The 20147-nt window shown below is 70.8% G+C and carries 19 protein-coding genes and 1 pseudogene; 14 read left to right on the top strand and 6 right to left on the bottom strand.

What is annotated here, in order from left to right:
* Window positions 1–250: 250 nt before the first annotated feature.
* Window positions 251–808, bottom strand: a complete 558-nt coding sequence (locus tag ACIP67_RS03655; protein WP_401686719.1) for a DoxX family protein — start codon at window positions 806–808, stop codon at window positions 251–253.
* Between the two features lie 186 nt (window positions 809–994).
* Window positions 995–1747, bottom strand: a complete 753-nt coding sequence (locus ACIP67_RS03650; RefSeq protein ID WP_401686716.1) for a helix-turn-helix transcriptional regulator — start codon at window positions 1745–1747, stop codon at window positions 995–997.
* A 599-nt stretch (window positions 1748–2346) separates the two neighbouring features.
* Here ACIP67_RS03650 and ACIP67_RS03645 point away from each other — a divergent pair.
* The 4 genes and pseudogenes from ACIP67_RS03645 to ACIP67_RS03630 all read left to right on the top strand — a co-directional run.
* A complete protein-coding gene (locus ACIP67_RS03645) occupies window positions 2347–2541 on the top strand; it encodes a hypothetical protein (RefSeq protein ID WP_401686713.1) in 195 nt (64 codons plus the stop codon).
* Window positions 2542–2847: 306 nt separating this feature from the next.
* A complete protein-coding gene (locus ACIP67_RS03640; protein ID WP_401686710.1) occupies window positions 2848–3366 on the top strand; it encodes an SRPBCC family protein in 519 nt (172 codons plus the stop codon).
* Window positions 3367–3400: 34 nt separating this feature from the next.
* Window positions 3401–5713: an FdhF/YdeP family oxidoreductase gene (locus tag ACIP67_RS03635; RefSeq protein ID WP_401686707.1), complete on the top strand. Its 2313-nt coding sequence runs from the start codon at window positions 3401–3403 to the stop codon at window positions 5711–5713.
* A gap of 53 nt (window positions 5714–5766) precedes the next feature.
* Window positions 5767–5928 (top strand): annotated as a pseudogene (locus tag ACIP67_RS03630) (TetR family transcriptional regulator C-terminal domain-containing protein); the annotation flags it as partial.
* 28 nt (window positions 5929–5956) lie between these two features.
* Here ACIP67_RS03630 and ACIP67_RS03625 read toward each other — a convergent pair.
* The gene (locus ACIP67_RS03625; protein WP_401686704.1) at window positions 5957–6547 is read right to left on the bottom strand and encodes a CGNR zinc finger domain-containing protein; all 591 of its coding nucleotides are present in this window, start codon (window positions 6545–6547) and stop codon (window positions 5957–5959) included.
* A 76-nt stretch (window positions 6548–6623) separates the two neighbouring features.
* On the opposite strand from ACIP67_RS03625, the gene ACIP67_RS03620 reads away from it, so the two are divergent.
* Window positions 6624–7481, top strand: coding sequence for an alpha/beta fold hydrolase (locus ACIP67_RS03620; protein ID WP_401686701.1), 858 nt, complete (start codon window positions 6624–6626; stop codon window positions 7479–7481).
* Between the two features lie 547 nt (window positions 7482–8028).
* On the opposite strand, the gene ACIP67_RS03615 is transcribed toward ACIP67_RS03620, so the two are convergent.
* Window positions 8029–8652 carry a TetR/AcrR family transcriptional regulator gene (locus ACIP67_RS03615; protein ID WP_401686698.1) on the bottom strand — a complete coding sequence of 208 codons (624 nt, stop codon included), beginning with the start codon at window positions 8650–8652 and terminating at the stop codon, window positions 8029–8031.
* 40 nt (window positions 8653–8692) lie between these two features.
* Entirely contained in the window at window positions 8693–8959 is a 267-nt protein-coding gene (locus tag ACIP67_RS03610) for a hypothetical protein (protein WP_401686696.1), read from the bottom strand.
* A gap of 100 nt (window positions 8960–9059) precedes the next feature.
* On the opposite strand from ACIP67_RS03610, the gene ACIP67_RS03605 reads away from it, so the two are divergent.
* The 6 genes from ACIP67_RS03605 (at window position 9060) to ACIP67_RS03580 (ending at window position 15971) form a co-directional block, all read left to right on the top strand.
* Window positions 9060–10124 carry an oxygenase MpaB family protein gene (locus ACIP67_RS03605; protein ID WP_401686693.1) on the top strand — a complete coding sequence of 355 codons (1065 nt, stop codon included), beginning with the start codon at window positions 9060–9062 and terminating at the stop codon, window positions 10122–10124.
* A 124-nt stretch (window positions 10125–10248) separates the two neighbouring features.
* Window positions 10249–12552: a molybdopterin cofactor-binding domain-containing protein gene (locus ACIP67_RS03600; RefSeq protein WP_401686690.1), complete on the top strand. Its 2304-nt coding sequence runs from the start codon at window positions 10249–10251 to the stop codon at window positions 12550–12552.
* A 15-nt stretch (window positions 12553–12567) separates the two neighbouring features.
* Window positions 12568–13044, top strand: coding sequence for a (2Fe-2S)-binding protein (locus tag ACIP67_RS03595; RefSeq protein WP_401686687.1), 477 nt, complete (start codon window positions 12568–12570; stop codon window positions 13042–13044).
* Between the two features lie 162 nt (window positions 13045–13206).
* Window positions 13207–14373 (top strand): XdhC family protein, encoded by a 1167-nt coding sequence (locus tag ACIP67_RS03590; protein WP_401686685.1) that lies wholly within the window; start codon window positions 13207–13209, stop codon window positions 14371–14373.
* Window positions 14374–14668: 295 nt separating this feature from the next.
* A complete protein-coding gene (locus tag ACIP67_RS03585) occupies window positions 14669–14887 on the top strand; it encodes a hypothetical protein (protein WP_401686682.1) in 219 nt (72 codons plus the stop codon).
* The gene (locus ACIP67_RS03580) at window positions 14880–15971 is read left to right on the top strand and encodes a response regulator (RefSeq protein WP_401686679.1); all 1092 of its coding nucleotides are present in this window, start codon (window positions 14880–14882) and stop codon (window positions 15969–15971) included. Before ACIP67_RS03585 ends, ACIP67_RS03580 begins: the two co-directional genes overlap by 8 nt.
* Before the next feature lie 300 nt (window positions 15972–16271).
* Here the strand turns inward: ACIP67_RS03580 and ACIP67_RS03575 are convergent, their stop codons facing one another.
* Entirely contained in the window at window positions 16272–17183 is a 912-nt protein-coding gene (locus tag ACIP67_RS03575; RefSeq protein ID WP_401686676.1) for a LysR family transcriptional regulator, read from the bottom strand.
* A gap of 137 nt (window positions 17184–17320) precedes the next feature.
* On the opposite strand from ACIP67_RS03575, the gene ACIP67_RS03570 reads away from it, so the two are divergent.
* The 3 genes from ACIP67_RS03570 to ACIP67_RS03560 all read left to right on the top strand — a co-directional run bounded on the left by ACIP67_RS03570 (window position 17321) and on the right by ACIP67_RS03560 (window position 20107).
* Window positions 17321–17404, top strand: a complete 84-nt coding sequence (locus ACIP67_RS03570; RefSeq protein WP_350760414.1) for a putative leader peptide — start codon at window positions 17321–17323, stop codon at window positions 17402–17404.
* Between the two features lie 272 nt (window positions 17405–17676).
* A complete protein-coding gene (gene sfnG / locus ACIP67_RS03565; protein WP_401686673.1) occupies window positions 17677–18837 on the top strand; it encodes a dimethylsulfone monooxygenase SfnG in 1161 nt (386 codons plus the stop codon).
* A 49-nt stretch (window positions 18838–18886) separates the two neighbouring features.
* Window positions 18887–20107, top strand: coding sequence for an acyl-CoA dehydrogenase family protein (locus ACIP67_RS03560; RefSeq protein WP_401686670.1), 1221 nt, complete (start codon window positions 18887–18889; stop codon window positions 20105–20107).
* The last annotated feature ends 40 nt before the right edge of the window (window positions 20108–20147 follow it).

Below are 20147 nucleotides of genomic sequence, written 5' to 3'. Positions count from 1 at the left end.
CCACCCCCCAGGTCATGCCTTCGACAGGGGGCAACAGTCATGCCGGGCCCGGAGGCCAGCGGCCCTCTTGCAGGACCGCGAAAAACATAACGGGGCCCGCCGGTGAGCGCGGCCGTGGGAGGCTCGATCACCAGCCCCCTCCCGTCGTGGGCGCCGAGCGTTCTCGGCGTCTGCCGCACTCCCGAGACCACGGGAGCCCGCTGCATCGCACGGCACGGCCTCGGGAGAGCGGAGCGTGTGGGTGTTTCGTTCAGAGACTCAGCGTGATCGCGGCGGCGACGCCGCCGACTCCGAGGGCGAAGGCAGCCTCTTTCCAGCCGCCGGCACCCCAGGGGAACAAGCGGTCGACCGCCAGTCGGCCCGGCCCGATGGCAGCGACGGCCAAGGCGACGACGGAGATGCAGACGCTGTATTCCACGCCGCCGTCCGTCGCCCACAGGCCGTGGGCTCCCGTGACCGTCGCCATCGCATTGATCATGACGCCGATCAGGGCAGCGGCCGCGAGCGGTGTCAGCAGCCCGATGGCCAGACCGATGCCGCCGAGCAACTCGGACAGGCCCCCGATCGTGGCGAAGAGTTTGCCGGGGTGATAGCCCAGGGCCGCGAAGCCCTCGCCGGTCGTTGTCAGGCCGGGGCCCCCGAAAAGCCCGAAGACTTTCTGGACGCCGTGGGCGGCCATCAGCAGGCCGAAGGTCAGCCTGATGAGCAGCAGGCCGCAGTCGGCAGCGGTCACCGCGTGAGCGGTGGCCGGATGCGCTGCCGTTCGTGTGGAACCACCAGGACGGTTCAATACGCGCTTGGTCAACATGACAGTGATCCGGTTGGAATGTCAGAACGGGTGTTTCCCCCGACTCGGACAGATTCAGATTCCGAGCACCAGTGCCGGGAAAGCCCGCGGTGTTGCCATCGGTGCGCCGTCGCAGACGATGCTTCCGCCGCGGGCAGCGTCGTGCGTCCGGGCGGTGGCGCGCGGGGGCGGGCAACCGGAGTCGCGTCAGCGGTCCTGCACCATCTGGTCATCACGATCGGTGTCGTTCGGGCTCAGCCGCACACAGCATTCCCCGGCTTCCGGCGCCAGGACGGCTCGGACTCCGCTGACCTGCAAGCCGCCCAGGTAGCCGCTCAGAAAGGCCTGGTTCATGCCGCACACCAGGTCGGGGGCCTTCGCGGCCAGCGGATGAAATGGACAGTTGCGCAGTCGGAGCGAAGTGGGCGTCTCCCGGACGGGCTCGTAGCCGCAGCGGTCCAGCAGCCGCTCGCATGCGGTCAGCCCGCGCTCGGGGCCCAGCCGCCCCGGCCGGGTCTCTTCCCGCACGGCCTCGCCCAGCCGGCGGCCCCGCTGCTCGGCGGAGCGCACCGCTGCTTGCGCGGCGCTTTCACCGGCGCTTTCGGTCAGGACGGCATCCAGCAGGATGTCCGCCAGCAGTTCGTGACGACGGTCGGGGATGCTGACCGTGATCTGCACATCGGCGGCTTCATACACTTTCGGCCGCCGGCCGACCTTGCGGATCCCGCCGGGCGTCTCGTACCGCGCCTGCAGCAACCCGGCATCGACGAGTTTGTCGAGGTGGAAGGCGGCGAGTTTGCGTGAGATGCCGACGCTGGCGGCGGCCTCCTCACGTGTGACGGGGCGGCGGGTGCGCCGGATGAAGGCGAACATGCGCCGCCGTGAATCGTCACTCAGGACGCTGACGGAGTCGATGGCGGTGCCGGTCGAGTCGGCCGGCACGGTCGATTCTGGGGCCACGCGTCCACCGTAACTCCTATCCAGCTGGGTGAAACTGTTTTCGCCGACGTCATTTACCGGGCACTTCGAATTCCCTTGCAATAAGGAAAATACCTATTGGCGGAAGGAGGGAGCAGCGTCCGTCACCGGCCGCCTCCGGCCCACGGTGACCCCGGACCAGCGGTCCTTGCCCGGAGGCCGGCGCGTGCGCCCCGCCCACCGCCAAGGGCCCGGGCCGCTACGGCGTGACGATGGCGGAGCACCTCGATGGCCGCGAGCCACCGGGACCGGCTCACCGCCCGCACCATCGACGACATCGACACACCGGCATCGCTCGCCCTGATCCGGAAGAGCACGCACCACCCGTCCGTGCGCCGGTTGCTCGCGCACAGCCGGCAGGCGTTCCCCCAGCCCGACCATGCTCGGCAACAGCGTCTCAAGATCTACCCGATGGTCGTGCGCGGACCTGCTCGGGCTGCGCCGGCGGAAGCGAACCCACGAACGTGGCCAGGCTGCGCACGGGAGTTGACGGCGCCCGTATGGTGGAGGGGAAACGCATCAACGCCCGCCCCCGGCTGTGAGCCGGGCGGGCCGGACGGGGGAAGAAAGGTGCGTGCCCGATGACGATCGGGCTCCTCTCCACGATCGCTGCCGTGTTCTACGGGGGTACGGTCTCGATCCTCGCGCTGACCGCGACCTTTGCTTCGCGCCGCACGCTGCGGCACGAAGCGCGCAGCACCCTTGCCGTCCTGATACCGGGAAGGGCGGTGGAGTCACAGCAGGCGGACGGCGCGGCCTCAGGCCCCAGCAGCTGAGCGGTCACGGCAACGTGGCGTGCCGATCCTTGTCCGGCAGCCGGGCTCGCCCGCCGCCATCGGCCCGCGCTCTCACACGCTGGGTCGCGCACTGCACCCGGCCCTCGCGTCGAGGCACCCCCTCGTGGAGGCCGACGAGAACGCCCCCTTCCTCGTCGGCTCGGCTGCTCCCCGATTGAGGCGCAGGATGAGGGGTAGTCGGTCTCCCTTGCCGGGGCCCGCCATGCGGCGCACGCCGTCGCCGTGTGGCGGGTCGCCGGACGTGCGGCGAGACTGGAGCGAGCAGCGCCTGATGACGGGTGGGCCATGCACAGCGTTGAGGAAACGATCGAGATCGCGGTCCCGGTGCGCACCGCGTACAACCAGTGGACGCAGTTCAAGAGCTTCCCCCGGTTCATGACCACGGTGAAGAAGGTCGACCAGATCAAACCGACCCTCACCTCGTGGACCATCGCCGTCGGACCGTTGCGCGGCGAGTTCGACGCCGAGATCGTGGAGCAGGTGCCCGACTCCCACCTGGTCTGGCGCAGTCTCGATCAGCGCCCCGCCCACCGGGGTGAGGTGTCGTTCGAGCCCACGGCGCAAGGCCGCACGGCGGTCACCGTACGGATGGACGTCGCACCGCGCGGCGCCACCGGCCTGCTTCCCGGCGTCCCGAAGCTGGCCGGTCGAGTCGTACGCGGAGAGCTGCGGCACTTCAAGCAGTACATCGAGGGGCTGGGAGAAGAGAGCGGGGCCTGGCGGGGCACCATCCGCAACGGCCGCCTGCGGCGTGCGGAATCGGAACGGCAGGTGAGCGGAGTTCCCTGCTGGCCCGTCGGCTGAGCCCCCGGGAACAGCCTGAGCGAGAGGCGATCCGATGAAGAAGGCGCCCGGCGAGGAGCCGAACGAGGCTCTGACCGTGACTCCGCCCAAGGAGTGGGCCGCGGGCGTGCCCGCGGTGGTGCACGCGCTGGAGTACTCCTTGGAGGAGACGTCCGCCCGGCGTGCCGGGAAGACGCTGCTGACCATGAACCAGGTGGACGGCATCGACTGCCCCGGCTGTGCATGGGCGGATCCCGCCCCGGGCCGCCGGCACCGCAACGAGTACTGCGAGAACGGCGCCAAACACATCAACGACGAGGCCACGTCGCGGCGCGTCACCGCCGACTTCTTCCGCACGTACCCGGTCACCGAGCTGGCCCGGCGGTCCGACGCGTGGCTGAACCAGCAGGGCCGGCTGACCGAGCCGATGGTCAAGCGGCCGGGCTCCGACTTCTACGAGCCGATCAGCTGGAACGACGCCTTCGGCCTGATGGCCGAGGAGCTGACCTCGCTCGACTCCCCCGACGAGGCCGTCTTCTACACCTCGGGCAGGGCCGGCAACGAGGCCGCGTTCCTCCTGCAACTGTTCGCCCGGGCGCTGGGCACCAACAACCTGCCCGACTGCAGCAACATGTGCCACGAGTCCAGCGGCTACGCCCTGCACGAGACGCTGGGCACCGGCAAGGGGACGGTCAGCCTCCACGACCTGCACCACACCGACCTGATCTTCCTGGTGGGGCAGAACCCCGGGTCCAACCACCCGCGTCAGCTGTCCGCGCTGGAGCGGGCCAAGCTGAACGGCGCCCGCATCATCGCGGTCAACCCGCTGCCGGAGGCCGGGCTGCGGCGGTTCAAGAACCCGCAGAAGCCCCGCGGGGTGATCGGGCAGGGCACCCAGATCGCCGACCGGTTCCTGCACATCCGCAACGGTGGCGACCTGGCCCTGTTCCAGGGGATCAACCGGCTGCTGCTGGAGGCCGAGGACGCCCGGCCGGGCGAGGTGCTGGACCATGACTTCATCCGCACCGACACCACGGGCTTCGAAGAGTTCGCCGAGCACGTCCGCGGCGTCGGCTGGAGCGACATCCTCACCGCGACCGGCCTGACCCGCGAGGAGATCGAGCACGTCCGTGACGAGGTGCTGCGCAGCGAACGCGTCATCGTCTGCTGGGCCATGGGGATCACCCAGCACAAGCACGCCGTCCCCACCATCCGGGAGATCGTCAACTTCCTGCTGCTGCGCGGGAACGTCGGCAGGGCGGGCACCGGCGCCTGCCCAGTGCGCGGGCACAGCAATGTGCAGGGCGACCGCACGATGGGCATCTGGGAGCAGATGCCGGACTCGTTCCTCGACGCCCTGCGGCAGGAGTTCGGCTTCGACCCGCCGCGCGCCCACGGACTGGACTCGGTGAACGCGATCAAGGCGATGCGCGAGGGCCGCGTCAGGTTCTTCCTCTGCCTGGCCGGCAACTTCGTCCGGGCCGCTCCGGACAGCGCGGTCACCGAGGAGGCGGTGCGCACCTGCCGGCTGACCGCCCACATCTCCACCAAGCTCAACCGGTCCCACACCGTGTGCGGCGAGACCGCGCTCATCCTGCCCACCCTGGGCCGTACCGAGCGGGACGTGCAGGCGAGCGGGGAGCAGTTCGTGACCGTGGAGAACTCGATGAGCGAGGTGCACACCTCCCGCGGGCGGCTGCGGCCGGCCTCCGCGCTGCTGCTCAGTGAGGTCGCCATCCTGAGCCGGCTGGCCCGCCGCACCCTCGACGGAACGGCCGACATCCCCTGGGAGCGGTTCGAGGCCGACTACGGCGCGATCCGCGACCGCATCTCCCGCGTCGTCCCGGGGCTGGACGACTACAACCGGCGGGTGACCCGTCCCGGTGGTATCCAACTGACGAACCCGGTCAACGAGGGTGTGTACTCCAACGCCGTCGGCAGGGCACTGTTCACCCGCAACGCCTGCGAAATGCTGCGAGCGCCCGAGGGGCACCTGCTGTTGCAGACCCTGCGCTCCCACGACCAGTGGAACACCGTTCCCTACACGTCCGACGACCGCTACCGGGGCATTCTCGGAAGCCGCCGGGTGGTGCTCGTCAACCCGGACGACGTGGCCGAACTCGGCCTGACCGCAGGGCAGAACGTCGACCTGGTCAGCGTCTGGGCCGACGATGTCCAGCGCCGCGTCGAAGACTTCCGCGTGGTCCCGTACCCGACGGCACGGGGCTGCGCCGCCGCGTACTACCCCGAGACCAACCTGCTGGTGCCCCTGGAGAGCGTGGCCGAGAAGAGCAACCAGCCGACGTACAAGGAGATCGTGGTCCGTCTGGAGCCCGCGGCGCCCCGGGCGGACGGCTCCGGGGGCTGATCCGCACTCCCGCGAGATCGTTCACCGCGCTCGCAGGGGACCGGCAGGACGCCATGGGAGGGGAAGGCGGCTGCGAGATCGGCTCGCTCGCCGGCGAACTCGCCGACCGTGACCAGTCGGCGCGGACCGGCCTCGTCGCCGCCTTCGACCGGTGGGAAGGGCCCATCAGGTCGGGACTCGCGCGCATGCAGGCGCGCGGCGAGCTGAGCGAGAGCGCCGATACGGCCGCGAGCCCCTGCCCGATCAGCCGCGCGCGCGGGAGCGGGCCTGGTGGAGCCGGACCTTGGTGCGGTTTCCGCAGCGGGTCATCGAGCACCAGCGGCGGTTGCGGGCGGGCGAACGGTCCACGAAGCGCAGGGCGCAGTGCTCGGAGGCGCAGATACGGACGCGTCGAATCTCCGGGGAGAGGAGCAGGTCGATCGCGTCCTGGGCCACGAGGCCGAGGCCCGCGCTCGCGTCCACGGCGACCCGCGGCGTACTGCTCGACTCCAACCGGCCGCCCCTGAGCACCAGACGGGGTGCGGGGCGGGGGGCTGCCGCCGACGCCTCGTTGATCACGGCGAGGTCAGCGGGAGCCGGCAGTTCACCGCCGGCCACGCGCAGCACCGCACGGTCGATCGCCTTCCGCAGCGCGACGGCGGAACGCAGCGCGGACTCGGGCACGTCACCGGTGCGGGGCCGGTCCGTGAGCAGGCCGGCACAGCGCAGCCAGCGCACCACGTCGTCCGGTTCGCGGAGTGTCTCCCGGGGCTCCTTCCACTGATCGCGCAGGGTGTTGGCGAAGTCCAGGCACACCCGCCCGCCGTACCGGAGCCATTCGTCGTCCGTCGCCATGAGCCCATTGTCCACGGACCCGCGTGCAACTAACCTCCAAAGACGGTTAGTTACCGAAGGCGGGAAGGGAACGATCATGACCACGGCAACTGTGACCACGGGTGTGGCCCAGGTCAACGGGATCCGCCTGCACTACACACGCGCGGGCTCGGGGCCGCTGCTGGTGCTGCTGCACGGGTGGCCGCAGACCAGCCTGTGCTGGCGTCCGGTGCTCGGCGAACTCGCCGCCACCCACACCGTCATCGCCCCCGACCTGCGCGGTTACGGCCTCAGCGACAAGCCCGCCACCGGGTACGACAAGCGGCAGATGGCCGCGGACATCTCCGGACTCGTGCGGCACCTCGGGTTCGAGCGGGCGGCCGTGGTCGGCCACGACCGCGGTGCCCGGGTGGCGCACCGCTGGGCCCTGGACCGCCCCGACCAGGTCGAAAGCCTCACCGTGCTCGATGTGGTCCCCACCCGCGAGATGTTCCGCCGTCTCGACGCCTCGGTGGCCGCCGGCTACTGGCACTGGCTGTTCCACCTTCAGCCCGATCTCCCCGAGCTGCTGGTCGGGAGCAACGTCCGCGCCTACCTGGAGTACTTCTTCGAACGCTGGACCTACAACCGCCACGGCCTGGCACCGGACGCCGTCGACGCCTACGTCCGCGCCGCGTCCCGCCCCGGCGCGCTGCGCGCCGGCTTCGACGACTACCGCGCCCAGGAGCGCGACCTCGCCCTCGACGACGAGGACGCCACCGCGGGCCGCCGTCTGACCATGCCCGTTCTGGCCCTGTGGGGCTCGGCCGGCCTGCCTGCCCGGCTGCCCAGCCTGGACATCTGGCGCCAGTACGCCGACGACGTCACCGCCGCCGAGATCCCCGCATGCGGCCACTTCATCCCCGAGGAACGTCCCGACGCCCTCCTGACCCACCTGCGGAAATTCCTCGGCTGATCACCCGTGTCGGCCGAATCGGGTGCCGTACCGCTGCGGTGGCCGGTCGACCTGCTGTGCGGGCGCGGGCGCGGGGTGCGTCACGATCCCGTCGCCGTCGGCTCGTCGGCACACGGCAGTTCCCTTCGATGGTGTCGGCGTGGTGCGCACGCGGCCAGAGGTGCGGACGGGTGCGGGGCACCCGGGGTCGGGTGCCCCGTATGCCGTGCCGGCCGGTCAGCCGTGCCGGTGTCGGGCCGTCCCGCCCGGCACGACGACGTCATGTCGCCCGCGTGGCCCCGCCCGGCCGAAGACGGCCACGGCGCCGTGCGTCCGGACCATGGTGCCGGAATCCCAGCGGCAGCCGCCGACCTGAACGTGCTCGTACGGACGACGGTGTCGACGCCGGAGCGGGCGCCCCCGGCCGTTCCCCACTCCGCCGACGTCATGGTCACTTACCAGCCCCACCTTCTTCGGGCGGGATCTCGGCCTGCCGGGCCCTGACCCTCGGCCCTGGGGACGCGGCCACGACCGCGCGTCCCCAGGGGGTCCGTCCGGGAACGGACCGTCAGTCGTGCCGACGTACGGTGGGGACGACCGTGTCGATCAGGTGGAGCACCGTGCGCGTCAGCATCACGTGCAGATCCCTGTGGCTGAGCGTGCCGCGTACCAGCCATTCGCGGGAGGCGGCCTTGAGCATGCCGCTGTGGGCGCGGATCATCGCCCGCAGCTTCGGCTGTCCGTCGGTGACGTCGGACAGCATCGCGGCCTCGAGGATGCAGTCGGTGGCGATCTCGTCCGCTTCGAGCATGATCTGGTCGATCTCAGGGTCGTTGCCGAGGGCTTCCAGACTGATCGCGGACAACCACATCTCCCGGTTGCGCGCCACGACGTCGAGCCACCGGTCGACGCATATCGACAGGCGTTCCTCGGCGCCGCTCGGGGGCAGCATCTCCAGGACGGAGGCCGGGACGACCATGGTCTGCCGTACCACCGCGAGGTAGAGCTGACGTTTGCCGCCGAAGTAGTGGTTGATCAGCGCGCGGGCCACGCCTGCTTCGGCGGCGATGTCCGAGAGGGACACCTTGGTGTGGCCGTTGGCCCCGAAGAGCCCGCGCGCGACGGCGAGGATTTCGGCACGCCGGGCATCCGGCGCCCATCTGCGTCGTGGGACCTGACGCTGAACGCCCATGTGGTCGGCTCCTTCGTGACGCTCCCTGGTGTGCCGGCTGCTATGCGTACATCGACTCGATCGTGCGGGCGTGCAGTTCGTCGATGGCACGGCGCCGCAGACCCAGCGTCGGTGTCAGCTCGCCGGTCTCCGCTGTCCATGGGCCCGGCAGGACGCGGTGCCTCGTCACCCGTTCATCGGACGAGAGGACCGTGTTCGCCGCCGCGACGGTCGCCTCCAGGGCTGCGAGCACCGCGGGGTGACGGGACAACTCCTCGAGGCCGGCGGTGTCGATCCCGTTGGCCTGCGCCCAGAGCGGGGCCGCCACCTCGTCCAGGACCAGTAAGGCGGTGACGGACCGGCGCCGATCGCCGAGGGCGACGGCGTGGGCGACCAGAGGGTGTGTTCTCGGACTCGACCCGGACTGGGTGTGGGACGAGCAGGTCGACCGGCTCGTCGCCGCCGTGATCGACCGAGGCGACGTGCCCGAGGTCAACGAGCTGCTGCGCCAGTGGACCCGCAACGACCAGCCGCTGCCGGCCGGACTGCCCGCAGACCTGCGCGAGTGGATGGAAGGCGCACGTCAGCTGCCTTCGTGGGCGGATCGGGCGAAACTGGAGACGGCGGCCGAGTTCAACGAGTCCAGGGGCATCTACCTCAATCTGCTCAACGGCGTGGGCGGCGGGATGCTGAGCACCGCCATCCCCCGGGAGGCACGCTCCGTGTACTACTCCAAGGGCGGCGCCGACATGGAGGACCGGGTCGCCAAGACGAGCCTGCTGGGCTTCGCCGTCGGTGACCTGAACGCCTACCGGCCCGACGGCAAGGTCATCGTGGAAGCCGTCAAGACCCGGCTGGTGCACGCCGCCGTGCGGCACCTGCTGCCGCAGTCCCCGGGCTGGTCGCGCACCAGCGGCGGCCAGACCGTCCCCATCAGCCAGGCGGACATGATGGTCACCTGGCACAGTCTGCCCACGTTCGTCATGCGCAAGCTGAAAGACTGGAGGGTGCCGGTCTCCGCCGCCGAGTCGGACGGCTTCCTGCACGTGTGGCAGCTGACCGCGCACATGATGGGCATCCTGGACGAGTACATCCCCGCCTCCTGGGACGAGGCCGAAGCCCAGTCCCGGCAGGTCCTCGACCCGATCCTGGCCTCCACCTCCGAGGGCAACGAGCTGACCGACGTGCTCCTCGACATCGTCGCCGAACTCGACGCCGGCCTGACCCGCCCCCTGATCAACGCCTTCTCCAGGTACACGGTCGGCAACCGGACCGGGGACCTGATCGGACTGGACAAGGAGCCGTTCTGGCAGCCGCTGATCAGCGCCGCCTGGCCGCTGCTGGTCGCCTTCCGCGAAGGCCTGATCCCCCTGCCGCTGGTTCCGGAGGCCGCCTGGACCGTGGAGGAGGCCATCCGCAAGTTCGTCCTGCTCTTCCTGGCCGAGGGCAAGGGCATCCAGCTCGAGATCCCCGACACCAACCGCCCGGGCTGAAGCACCTCCGACGCCACACCGCGGGGTTCCGCCGCCCCTGACGGAACCCCGCGTTCCGGCGCACAGATCTTCGACGCCGAAGAGAACGAGCAGTACGGAACGACGACATGAGAAGGGACCGTCGATGAGCGACACCGACCGTGAACCCCGGCCGGAGCCCGGTACGGACAGCGTGGGCCGGCGCCGGTTTCTCGGGTTCGTGCTGGCGGCTGCGACCCTCATGGCCGCCGCCGAACTGGCTGCCGCGCCGACGGCCCGAGCCGGCATCCCCTTCCCCGAGATCACGGAACTGGTCGATCTCAACGACGTGATGACCCTGGCCGCCCTGCCGACCTCCGGCCTGATCACGGTCGAGGTCGGCACGGACGGCACCGTGTCCTTCGCGTTGCCACGCGCCGAGGTGGGCCAGGGCATCACCACGTCGACAGCCATGCTGATCGCCGAGGAGCTGGACGTCCCCCTGGAACGGGTGCGGGTCACCCTTGCCGACGCGCGACCGGAGTTGCTGTTCAACCAGCTCACCGGTGCCTCGAACACGACCGTCTCCACCTTCACCCCGGTGCGGGTCGCCGCCGCCGTCGCCCGCGGGCGGCTGCTGCTGGCCGCGGCGGACGAGCTCGGCACGGCCGTCGCCGACCTCACCCTGAAGGCCGGAGTGGTCACCGGCCCGGCCGGCGAGAGCATCGGCATCGGTGCCCTGTCCGAGAAGGCCGCGAGCGTACGGACGCAGCAGGTGGCCGTCGACCTCACACCGCGGGAACGCTTCACCGTCATCGGCACACCGCGCACCCGCGTCGACGCCCTCGCCGCCGTCACCGGACGCAAGCGGTTCACCCTGGACCTGAGCGTGCCGGACGCCCGGCCGACCATGGTGTGCCGCCCGCCGACCATCAACGGCACGGTGGGCTCGGTGGCCAACCTGGCCGAGGTCCGCGGCATGCCCGGCATCACGGACGTCGCCACCGTCTCCACCGGCGTGGCGGTACGCGCCGAGACCTTCGGCCAGTGCATCGACGCCGTCCGTGCCCTGCGCGTGTCCTGGAAGCCGGGCAGCGCGGAAGGCAAGTCCGACGCGTCCGTGCTCGAAGAGCTGGCGGCGGCTGAGATCCCCCTCGGCCCGCCACCCCTGACACCGAGCGTGGAAGCCAGGTTCACGTTCGCCTTCCGCAGCAACAGCGCACTCGAACCGAACTGCGCGATAGCCGACGTACGGCAGGGCCGCGCCGAGGTCTGGTCGAGTCTGAAGGCACCGATCGTCGCGCAGGAGGCGATCGCCGCCCGGCTCGGGCTGCCGCTCGACGCGGTCACGGTGCACGTCACCGAAGGCGGCGGCTCCTTCGGCCGGAAGCTGTTCTTCGACGCCGCGCTCGAAGCCGTGGAGATCTCCCGGAAGATCGGCAAACCGGTCAAGCTGCTGCGGCACCGCGCCGACGACTCACGGCAGGGCCGCACCCATCCCATGGCCACCTCCCGCGTGCGCATCGCGTATCTCGGCGACACCGTCCTCAGCTACAAGCAGCGGCACACCAGCGTGGCCACCGACCTCGGTCACGAACTGGGTGAGATCTTCACCGCCCTGGCCGCGCGGCTGCCCGTCGGCGACATCGGGTTCTCGGAGACGTTCTTCCAGCTCTCCCAGTCGATGCCCTACGACTTCGGTGTCGACAGCCGCCTTCTGAGCGAGACCAAGGGCTTCAACACGGGCAGCATGCGCAACGTCTACTCCCCCGACGCCACCTGCGCCCGCGAACTCCTCGTCGACCGGCTGGCGGAGAAGACGGGCAGGGACCCCTTCCGGTTCCGGCACGACTTCCTGCGGGACGAGCGGTCCCGGGCCGTGCTGGACAAGGTCGCGGAGGTCGGACGCTGGGGGCGATCGCTGCCGGCCGGCATGGCGCAGGGGATCGCGTTCCACTCCGAGTACCACGCCACCAGCGCCGTGCTCGTGGAGATCGACTGCCGCCCGGAGACCGTCGGCCGCCCGGTCCGCGACGGCGTGACCGGCCCCCGCGTCACCAAGGCGGTCCTCGCCGTGGACGTGGGCCTGGCCGTCAACCCACGCGGTCTGGAGGCGCAGATGATGGGGTGCGTCATGGACGGCATCGCCCTGACCCTGACCTCCAGCCTGCACCTGCGCGACGGGTACTTCCTGGAAGCCAGCTGGGACAACTACTTCTACACCCGGCAGTGGAACACACCGCCCGAACTGGACATCGGCATCATGCCGACCACCACGGGGGAGCCCGGCGGGGCCGGGGAACTGGGCGTCGCCGCCTCGATGGCCGCCGTCGCCTGCGCGTACGGCCGCGCCACGGGAACCATGCCCACCAGCTTCCCGATCAACCACGGCACGCTCTCCTTCGAGCCCAAGCCCACCGTCCCGCCCGTCCCCGCATCCCCCACCGACGGCCTGGACCACGTCCGCTGAGAACCTGGAGCACCCATGCCCGAGCACACTTTCCGCCTCAACGGCGAACAGGTGACCGTGGACGTCGCCGGCGACGTGCGCCTCCTGTGGGTACTGCGTGACATCCTCGGCGTCACCGGGCCCAAATACGGCTGCGGCATCAGCGTCTGCAAGGCGTGCACCAGCCACCTCAACGGCAGAGCCGTCACTCCCTGCACGGTGCCCGTCGAAGCGCTCCGGCCGACCGACGAGATCACCACGATCGAGGGGCTCCCCGCCACCGTGGGGGCCGATCTGCACCCGATGCAGCAGGCCTGGATCGACCAGGACGTCGCCCAGTGCGGCTACTGCCAGCCCGGCCAGATCATGGCCGCCGTCGCACTCGTGCGCCGCGTGGCGGAAGAAGGACGCGAGATCACCGACGCCGATCTGGACGGCATCCGCAACATCTGCCGCTGCGGCACCTACCCCCTTATCCGCGAAGCGATCAGAGCCGGCGCCCAGCACGAGTGAAGGCCGCCGCCGCGGCCGAGTCCCCGCCGGCCGGGCCGTGGTGGAGGGCGCGGCCGGCGGCGGGCAGGGCGTTGCGGGCGGTGGAGCGCCGTACGGACGGCGCGCCGTCCCCGTCGCGGTGGCCGGCCCGTCCCTCGGACGGCGTCTCCTGGAGGAAGCCCCATGCTGAACATCGCGGACACGCTGCGCCGCTGGTGCCAGGCCGCACGCCCCTTCGCCCTGGCCACGGTCGTCGACGTCACCGGAAGCGCACCCCTGCCGGTCGGTACGTCGGTCGCGGTGGACCGCGACGGCAACGCGGTCGGCAGCATCTCCGGCGGCTGTGTCGAGGGTGCCGTGTACGAACTGTGCCGACATGTCCTGCGAGAGGCCGGCCTCCCGCGGCGGGCCCGGTTCGGCCACTCCGACGATGACGCCTTCGCTGTCGGCCTGACCTGCGGCGGTGAGCTCGACGTCTTCGTCCAGTACGTCGACCCCGCTGTCCACGCCCACCTGGCAGCCGCCCTGACCGCGGTGACGGAGGGCCGGCCGGCCACCGTGGCACAGCTCGTGGAAGGACCCGATCATCTCCTCGGCTCGACACTGAGCGTTCTCGGTGACGACCACGTCTCCTCCGCAGCCATGGCTGCGGGGCCGGCGGGGCCGGCGGTGGCGGCAGAGGCCCGGGCCCTGCTGCGTACGGGGCGCGGCGGACGCGCCACGGTCGGAGGGGACGGAAAGAGCTGCCCCGAGCCGCTCACCGCGTTCGTCCACGTCCACGCACCCCGCCCCCGCATGCTGATCTTCGGCGCCGTCGACTTCGCCGCCGCCCTCAGCGAGACCAGCCGCTTCCTCGGCTACCGGGTCACTGTCTGCGACGCCCGCCCCGTCTTCGCCACCCCGGCCCGCTTCCCCCATGCGGACGAGATCGTGATCGCCTGGACCCACCGCTACTTGCGGCAGACGGCGGTGGACGGACGCACGGCCGTCTGTGTCCTCACGCACGACGCCAAGTTCGACATTCCTCTGCTGCGTCTGGCGCTCGACCTGCCCGTCGGCTACATCGGCGCCATGGCCTCACGACGCACGCACGACGAGCGCCTGCGCCTGCTCCGGGAGGCGGGACTGTCCGGGGGACGACTGGCCAGGCTGCACTCCCCCATCGGCCTGGACCTGGGCGCCCGCACGCCCCAGGAGACCGCCGTGTCCATCACGGCGGAGATCATCGCCCGCGCGAACGACGCCACGGGCCTGCCCCTGTCCCGGACGACGGGTCCGATCCACCGGCCGCCCCGGCCGGGCCCGGTTCCGGCCCCCGGTCACCGGTACCGGCCCCCGACGGCGACCTGAACACCTGGCCGGCGAGCCCTCCGGGCGGTCCCCGCCGGAGCCCACGTTGCGCGCAACACACTGGCAACGCCGCGTCCGAGAGGACTCGGGTGACCTCGGGAAACGTCGCGTCGCCCGGTCATGCCGCCGTAGTACGAAACCTCAGTACGGGTGTTGCATCGCGGATTGCGGTACGCAACAGGTTCCCGGCACTCCATTCTGTGTGTCACCCCGAGGGCAATCCGCCGCGCGGGTGATGGGCTCCCCTTGCCACTCGGCCAGGGGCCGAGTGGACGGACACCGTATGGAACAGCCGTTGTTGACGACCAGAGGAGCACTCGTCCTCCTGCTCGCGGTGCTCAGCGGGGGTGTCGCGGCAGCACTGTCCTGGACGGGGGGTGAGGGGCCTTCCCGCAGTGTGCTCGCCGGTCTCGCCGCGGCCGGACTGGCCGCCTCGTTCTTCAACCGGTTGATCGTGAGCGACGGGGCCCGCGGTGGCACGTCCCGCGAGTCGGAAGGAGAGGGGCGTGGGTGAGCTGAGGCCGCTCGGCAGTGACCTTCCCGAAGCGACGCGTGCTCTGGCCCAGGCTCTCAGGGAGTTGTTCGAGGGGCTGGGAGTCTCGGTGCGCCGGTACGCGACGCGCCGGCAGTGGGACCCCGGCACGCTGTCCCGGTACCTCAACGGCACCCGGCTGCCTCCGTGGAAGATCGTGCGGGAGCTGATGGCCGATCTCGGTGAGCACCGGGGAACGGCCGTGACGCCCGAGGCCGTCGAGCTCGTCCGGGAGCTGTACCGGGCCGCGATCGATGCCGGCTCCTCGCAGCACCATGCGATGGAGGTCCTCGAGGAACAGCTGGCCGACGCCGACCGCCGGTCCCGGCGTTCCAGCGTTCAGGGGGACGTCCTGGGCGACGCTCTGCTGGAGCGGACGAACCGCATCCACGACCTGGAGGTGCGGCTCTCGCAGTTGGAGGCGGACTGGAAGGCCGAGCGGGGCCGTGCGGACGAACTGGCGGCCGCTCACCCCGATGTCACCCAACTGCTCGAGGAACGTGACGTGCTGCAGCAGCAGGTCACCAGGCTCGGTGAGGAACTGAAGAACGCGCGGGAGGAGAGGGCCGCCGCCGAAGAGCGCTGCGAGCTGCTGGAGCGTCAGCTCGACGCTCTCGAACGTCCCACGGTGCTCCCGACCGTGCCGGACGCCGGCCTGCCCAAGATCCTCGTCGTGGACGACCAGCCCGACAACCTGTTGGCCATCACCGCTGTCCTCGGCACGCTGGATCAGGACCTCGTCACGGTCTCGTCCGGACGGGAGGCGCTGAAAGCCCTCCTGGACAACGACGACTTCGCCGTCATCATCATGGACGTACAGATGCCCGACATGGACGGCTACGAGACGGCCGCCCAGATCAAACGCCGCCACCGCAACCGTGACGTTCCCATCATCTTCCTCACCGCCATGGGCGCGGATCCGGTCCACGCCAGTCAGGGGTACCTCGTCGGTGGCGTGGACTACATCACCAAGCCCTTCGACCCTTGGGCCCTGCGGGCCAAGGTCGCGGTCTTCACCCAGATCCACGTCGAGCGACACATGACGCCCAGAACGCCCGTCCGTTGACGTCCTCCAGCGCGACGATCGAGGTGGAGGGCGCCGTGGCCGGCGCACGACGCCTACCGGCTCCGGGACATCGGCTCGGCGGTGCTGCCGGAGCGGTACGACCGCTGGGCCCTGTCGTCAGAGGACGCAGCGTGCCGATCACGGCGGACGCAGGTACAGAAGGCTCGGGCGAGGGCTGACAGAGCGTTGCGGTGGGCCGGGACGGCGCGTGGTCCGGTCCTCTCGGCCCGTGGCACGGACGGCGGCCTGTGCCCACCGCCGGCGGACCGGTACGGGCGGACCGTGGTGGGGCCGGTGCCCTCAGCGTCCGCCCGTGCCCAGTTCCCGTGCCGTCCGCACGAACACCTCGTGCAGGTCCTGCGCGGCCTGCGGCACGGAGTCCGCCCGGCGTCGGCGCAGCATCAGCAGTACCCGGGTCGTCTCCCCGCTGATCGGCCGGTAGGTGAGGGCACCCCGCCGCTCCAGCGGGTCGCCGGCCACGCTGAAGTCGGGCAGGACCGTCGCCCCCAGCCCCTCGGCCACCATGAGTTTGCCCATCTCCGCCCCGTCGGTGGAGTACGCGAACGAGGGTGCGCGGCCGTCGAGGAGCCGGTGCACATAACGGTGCATCACATATCCGGAGCGCATCCCGATCAGGGGCACGCCGAGCAGGTCGTCCACCGACACCGACGGCCCGGCCGCCAGTGGGCTGTCGGGCCGCACGCACACCACCGGCCGCCCCCGCAGCAGTTCGGTGGACTCGAACTCGGCGGGCATGTCGTCGCCCGCCAGGTGGTTCACCAGGCCCAGGTCGAAGCCCCCCTCCAGCAGCGTCCGGTGGATGTCGGTCTGCTGGGCCGCCACCACCTCGACCTGGGTGACGGGATGCGCGGCGCGGAACTCCCGCACCGCCGGGATGAGCAGCGGCACGGTCGCCGCGTTCACGGTGCCGACGCGCACCATACGGCTGATGCGGTGCTGCTCGCCCGCCGCCGCGCGCAGCCGGTCCACCGCGTCCAGCACCCCGATGATGTGGGGCAGCAGCTCACGCCCCGACGTGCTCATCGTGGCGCCGGAACGCTTGCGCTCCAGCAGGTCCACGCCCAGCTCGCGCTCCAGGTTCCGCACGGTCTCGCTCAACGCGGGCTGCGACAGGCGCAGTTCCTCGGCGGCCCGGCGCAGCGAACCGAGCCGGGTGACCGCCGCTATGTATTCCAGCTGTTCTGTCCGCACGCCGGAAGAATGCGGCCGCATTCACCACCTGTTCAAGGGTTTCCCTGTCACGCCTTCGTGAAATTCAATGGTCCGCGATACGAGACCGGTCGGGTTTGCCTTGACCGTTGCGGCCGGCGGCTGCCACGATCGACGGCATGAAGATGCGACTGGACCTCACGCGGCGACGCCATGTCGACCTCGCGCGCGTCTCCAGCGCCTCCTGTTGCGCCGCGGCCTGATCGCCTCCCCGATCCGCCGCCCCTCTCCCGCACCGCACCCGTACCCGCACCCCGCACGCGCAGGCGCGTCGGTGGTCGTGCGGTCGTGTGCCGTGCAGGCTCCCCTCACCGCCTGAATTCACCGCCCGACGCACCGTACGGATGCACCGCCCGACGCATCGTACGGATGCACCGCACGGGATGCACCGCATGAATCCAGCGCATGGATTCACAGCGTGTTTCCGCACCCTGAATTCGGCGTGCCCGACACCTTTTCGCGCCAGGAGTTCCGCATGCCCGCAGCGCCCGTGAAATTCGCCTACTGGGTCCCCAACGTGAGCGGGGGACTCGTCACCAGCACGATCGAGCAGCGCACCGACTGGGGATACGACTACAACCGGGAACTCGCCGTCCTCGCCGAGAACAACGGCTTCGACTACGCCCTCAGCCAGGTCCGCTACATGGCCAGCTACGGCGCCGAGTACCAGCACGAGTCGACCAGCTTCAGCCTCGCCCTGCTCCTCGCCACCCAGCGGCTGAAGGTCATCGCCGCCGTCCATCCGGGGCTGTGGCACCCCGGCGTCCTCGCCAAGCTCGGCGCCACCGCGGACCACCTCTCGGGCGGCCGCTTCGCCGTCAACGTGGTCTCCGGCTGGTTCAAGGGCGAGTTCACCGCCCTCGGCGAGCCCTGGCTGGAGCACGACGAGCGCTACCGCCGTTCCGAGGAGTTCATCCGCGCGCTGCGCTCGATCTGGACCGAGGACCACGCCGAACTCGCCGGCGACTTCTACCGGCTGCGCGACTTCTCCCTCAAGCCCAAGCCCCTCAACACCCCCGAACGCCCGCACCCGGAGATCTTCCAGGGTGGCAACTCCACCGCCGCACGGCAGATGGCCGGCCGGGTCTCCGACTGGTACTTCTCCAACGGCAAGGACTTCGACGGCGTGACCGAGCAGATCGCCGACGTACGCCGGTCCGCGGCCGAAGCCGGCCGTACGCCGCCGAAGTTCGGCCTCAACGGCTTCCTCATCGCCCGGGACACCGAGGGCGAGGCGCGCGAGACCCTCCGGGAGATCGTCGCGAAGGCGGACAGCGAGGCCGTCGAGGGCTTCGGCGCCGCCGTGAAGCAGGCGGGACAGTCCACCGCCGACGGCAAGGGCATGTGGCAGGACTCCACCTTCGAGGACCTCGTCCAGTACAACGACGGCTTCCGCACCGGCCTCATCGGCACACCGGAGCAGATCGCCGAGCGGATCGTCGCCTACAAGAAGCTCGGCGTCGACCTCTTCCTCCTCGGCTTCCTCCACTACCACGAGGAGGTCGAGTACTTCGGCCGGCGCGTGCTGCCCCTCGTCCGCGAGCTGGAGGCCCAACAGATTGAGACCGAGACCGAGACCGAGACCACCGAGACCGACGTCGACGCCGAGTCCGACGCCGTCCCGGTCCGCGCCTGACCGCCCCCACCTTCCGCACCGCACCGCACCGCGAAAGAGGTCGACGAGCATGAGCACCGCCACGCACTCCTCCGACTGGCAGACCCAGCCCGCCCCGCAGACCCCCGAGGAATGGATCGGCCGCGCCGCCGAGGTCGCCGCCGTCCTCGCCACCGACGCCGCCGAACGCGACCGCGCCGGCGCCACCCCGTACGCCGAGGTCCGGCTGCTGAAGGACGCCGGCCTGGTCACCCTGCTCGGCCCGGTCGAGCACGGCGGCGGGGGCCAGTCGTGGCCCACCGCCTACCGCGTCGTCCGCGAGATCGCCAAGGCCGACGGCTCCATCGGCCAGCTCCTCGGCTACCACTACCTGTGGAACTGGGCCGCCCGGCTCGTCGGCACCCGTGAGCAGTGGGAGCACGTCGAGGCCGAGGCCGCCCGGGGCCGCTGGTTCTTCGGCGGCGCCGTCAACCCTCGCGACAAGGACGTCGTGGTCACCGAGGACGGCGACGACCTCGTCTTCACCGGACGCAAAACCTTCTCCACCGGCAGCAAGGTCTCCGACGTCACCGTCCTCGAAGGCGTACTGGACGGCACCGACCAGCACATCTTCGCGATCGTCCCCTCCGACAGCGAGGGCCTGACCTTCCACGACGACTGGGACAACATCGGCCAGCGGCTGACCGAGAGCGGCGGCGTCACCCTCGACGGCGTGCGCACCCCGTGGTCCTCCGCGGCCGGCTACGTCGGCAAGGTGTTCCAGCCGCGCGTCTACAACACCCTCAACGTCCCGACCATCCAGCTCGTCTTCGTCAACTTCTACCTGGGCATCGCGGCCGGAGCGCTGGAGACGGCGGCCGGCTACACCCGCACCAAGTCCCGTTCCTGGCTGCACGGCGGCCACGAACGGGCGGTCGACGAGCCGTACGTCATCGACGTCTACGGCGACCTCACCGCCAAGCTCTGGGCCGTGGAGGCCCTCGCCGACGCGGTCGCCGCGGAGGGGCAGAAGCTGCACGACGACCCCGACGCGGTGACCGCGCAGGCCCGCGGCGACTTCGAGGTGCGGGTGGCGGCGGTCAAGGCCCGCGCCACCGATGTCGCCCTGGAGGTCTCGAGCCGCATCTTCGAGGTCACCGGCGCCCGCTCCACCGCCACCGGCGAAGGCCTGGACCGCTTCTGGCGCAACGTGCGCACGCACACCCTGCACGACCCCGTCGCCTACAAGCGCCGCGAGGTCGGCCGCTGGGTCCTCGAGGGCGAACTGCCCGAACCCACCTGGTACTCCTGACCGCACCCCCCGGGGCGCCCGTTCCGCACGGGCGCCCCGG

This window comes from Streptomyces sp. NPDC088812, assembly GCF_044750285.1.
Classification (GTDB): Bacteria; Actinomycetota; Actinomycetes; order Streptomycetales; family Streptomycetaceae; genus Streptomyces.
Note: the sequence above shows the minus strand (reverse complement) of the source record. Positions and strands in the feature narration are given on the sequence as shown.

Excerpts from the sequence above, each read along its gene's own strand:
- ACIP67_RS03655 (WP_401686719.1), bottom strand. The coding sequence starts at position 808 with ATGTTGACCAAGCGCGTATTGAACCGTCCTGGTGGTTCCACACGAACG.
- ACIP67_RS03645 (WP_401686713.1), top strand. The coding sequence starts at position 2,347 with ATGACGATCGGGCTCCTCTCCACGATCGCTGCCGTGTTCTACGGGGGT.
- ACIP67_RS03640 (WP_401686710.1), top strand. The coding sequence starts at position 2,848 with ATGCACAGCGTTGAGGAAACGATCGAGATCGCGGTCCCGGTGCGCACC.
- ACIP67_RS03635 (WP_401686707.1), top strand. The coding sequence starts at position 3,401 with ATGAAGAAGGCGCCCGGCGAGGAGCCGAACGAGGCTCTGACCGTGACT.
- ACIP67_RS03625 (WP_401686704.1), bottom strand. The coding sequence starts at position 6,547 with ATGGCGACGGACGACGAATGGCTCCGGTACGGCGGGCGGGTGTGCCTG.
- ACIP67_RS03620 (WP_401686701.1), top strand. The coding sequence starts at position 6,624 with ATGACCACGGCAACTGTGACCACGGGTGTGGCCCAGGTCAACGGGATC.
- ACIP67_RS03615 (WP_401686698.1), bottom strand. The coding sequence starts at position 8,652 with ATGGGCGTTCAGCGTCAGGTCCCACGACGCAGATGGGCGCCGGATGCC.
- ACIP67_RS03600 (WP_401686690.1), top strand. The coding sequence starts at position 10,249 with ATGAGCGACACCGACCGTGAACCCCGGCCGGAGCCCGGTACGGACAGC.
- ACIP67_RS03595 (WP_401686687.1), top strand. The coding sequence starts at position 12,568 with ATGCCCGAGCACACTTTCCGCCTCAACGGCGAACAGGTGACCGTGGAC.
- ACIP67_RS03590 (WP_401686685.1), top strand. The coding sequence starts at position 13,207 with ATGCTGAACATCGCGGACACGCTGCGCCGCTGGTGCCAGGCCGCACGC.
- ACIP67_RS03570 (WP_350760414.1), top strand. The coding sequence starts at position 17,321 with ATGAAGATGCGACTGGACCTCACGCGGCGACGCCATGTCGACCTCGCG.
- sfnG (WP_401686673.1), top strand. The coding sequence starts at position 17,677 with ATGCCCGCAGCGCCCGTGAAATTCGCCTACTGGGTCCCCAACGTGAGC.
- ACIP67_RS03560 (WP_401686670.1), top strand. The coding sequence starts at position 18,887 with ATGAGCACCGCCACGCACTCCTCCGACTGGCAGACCCAGCCCGCCCCG.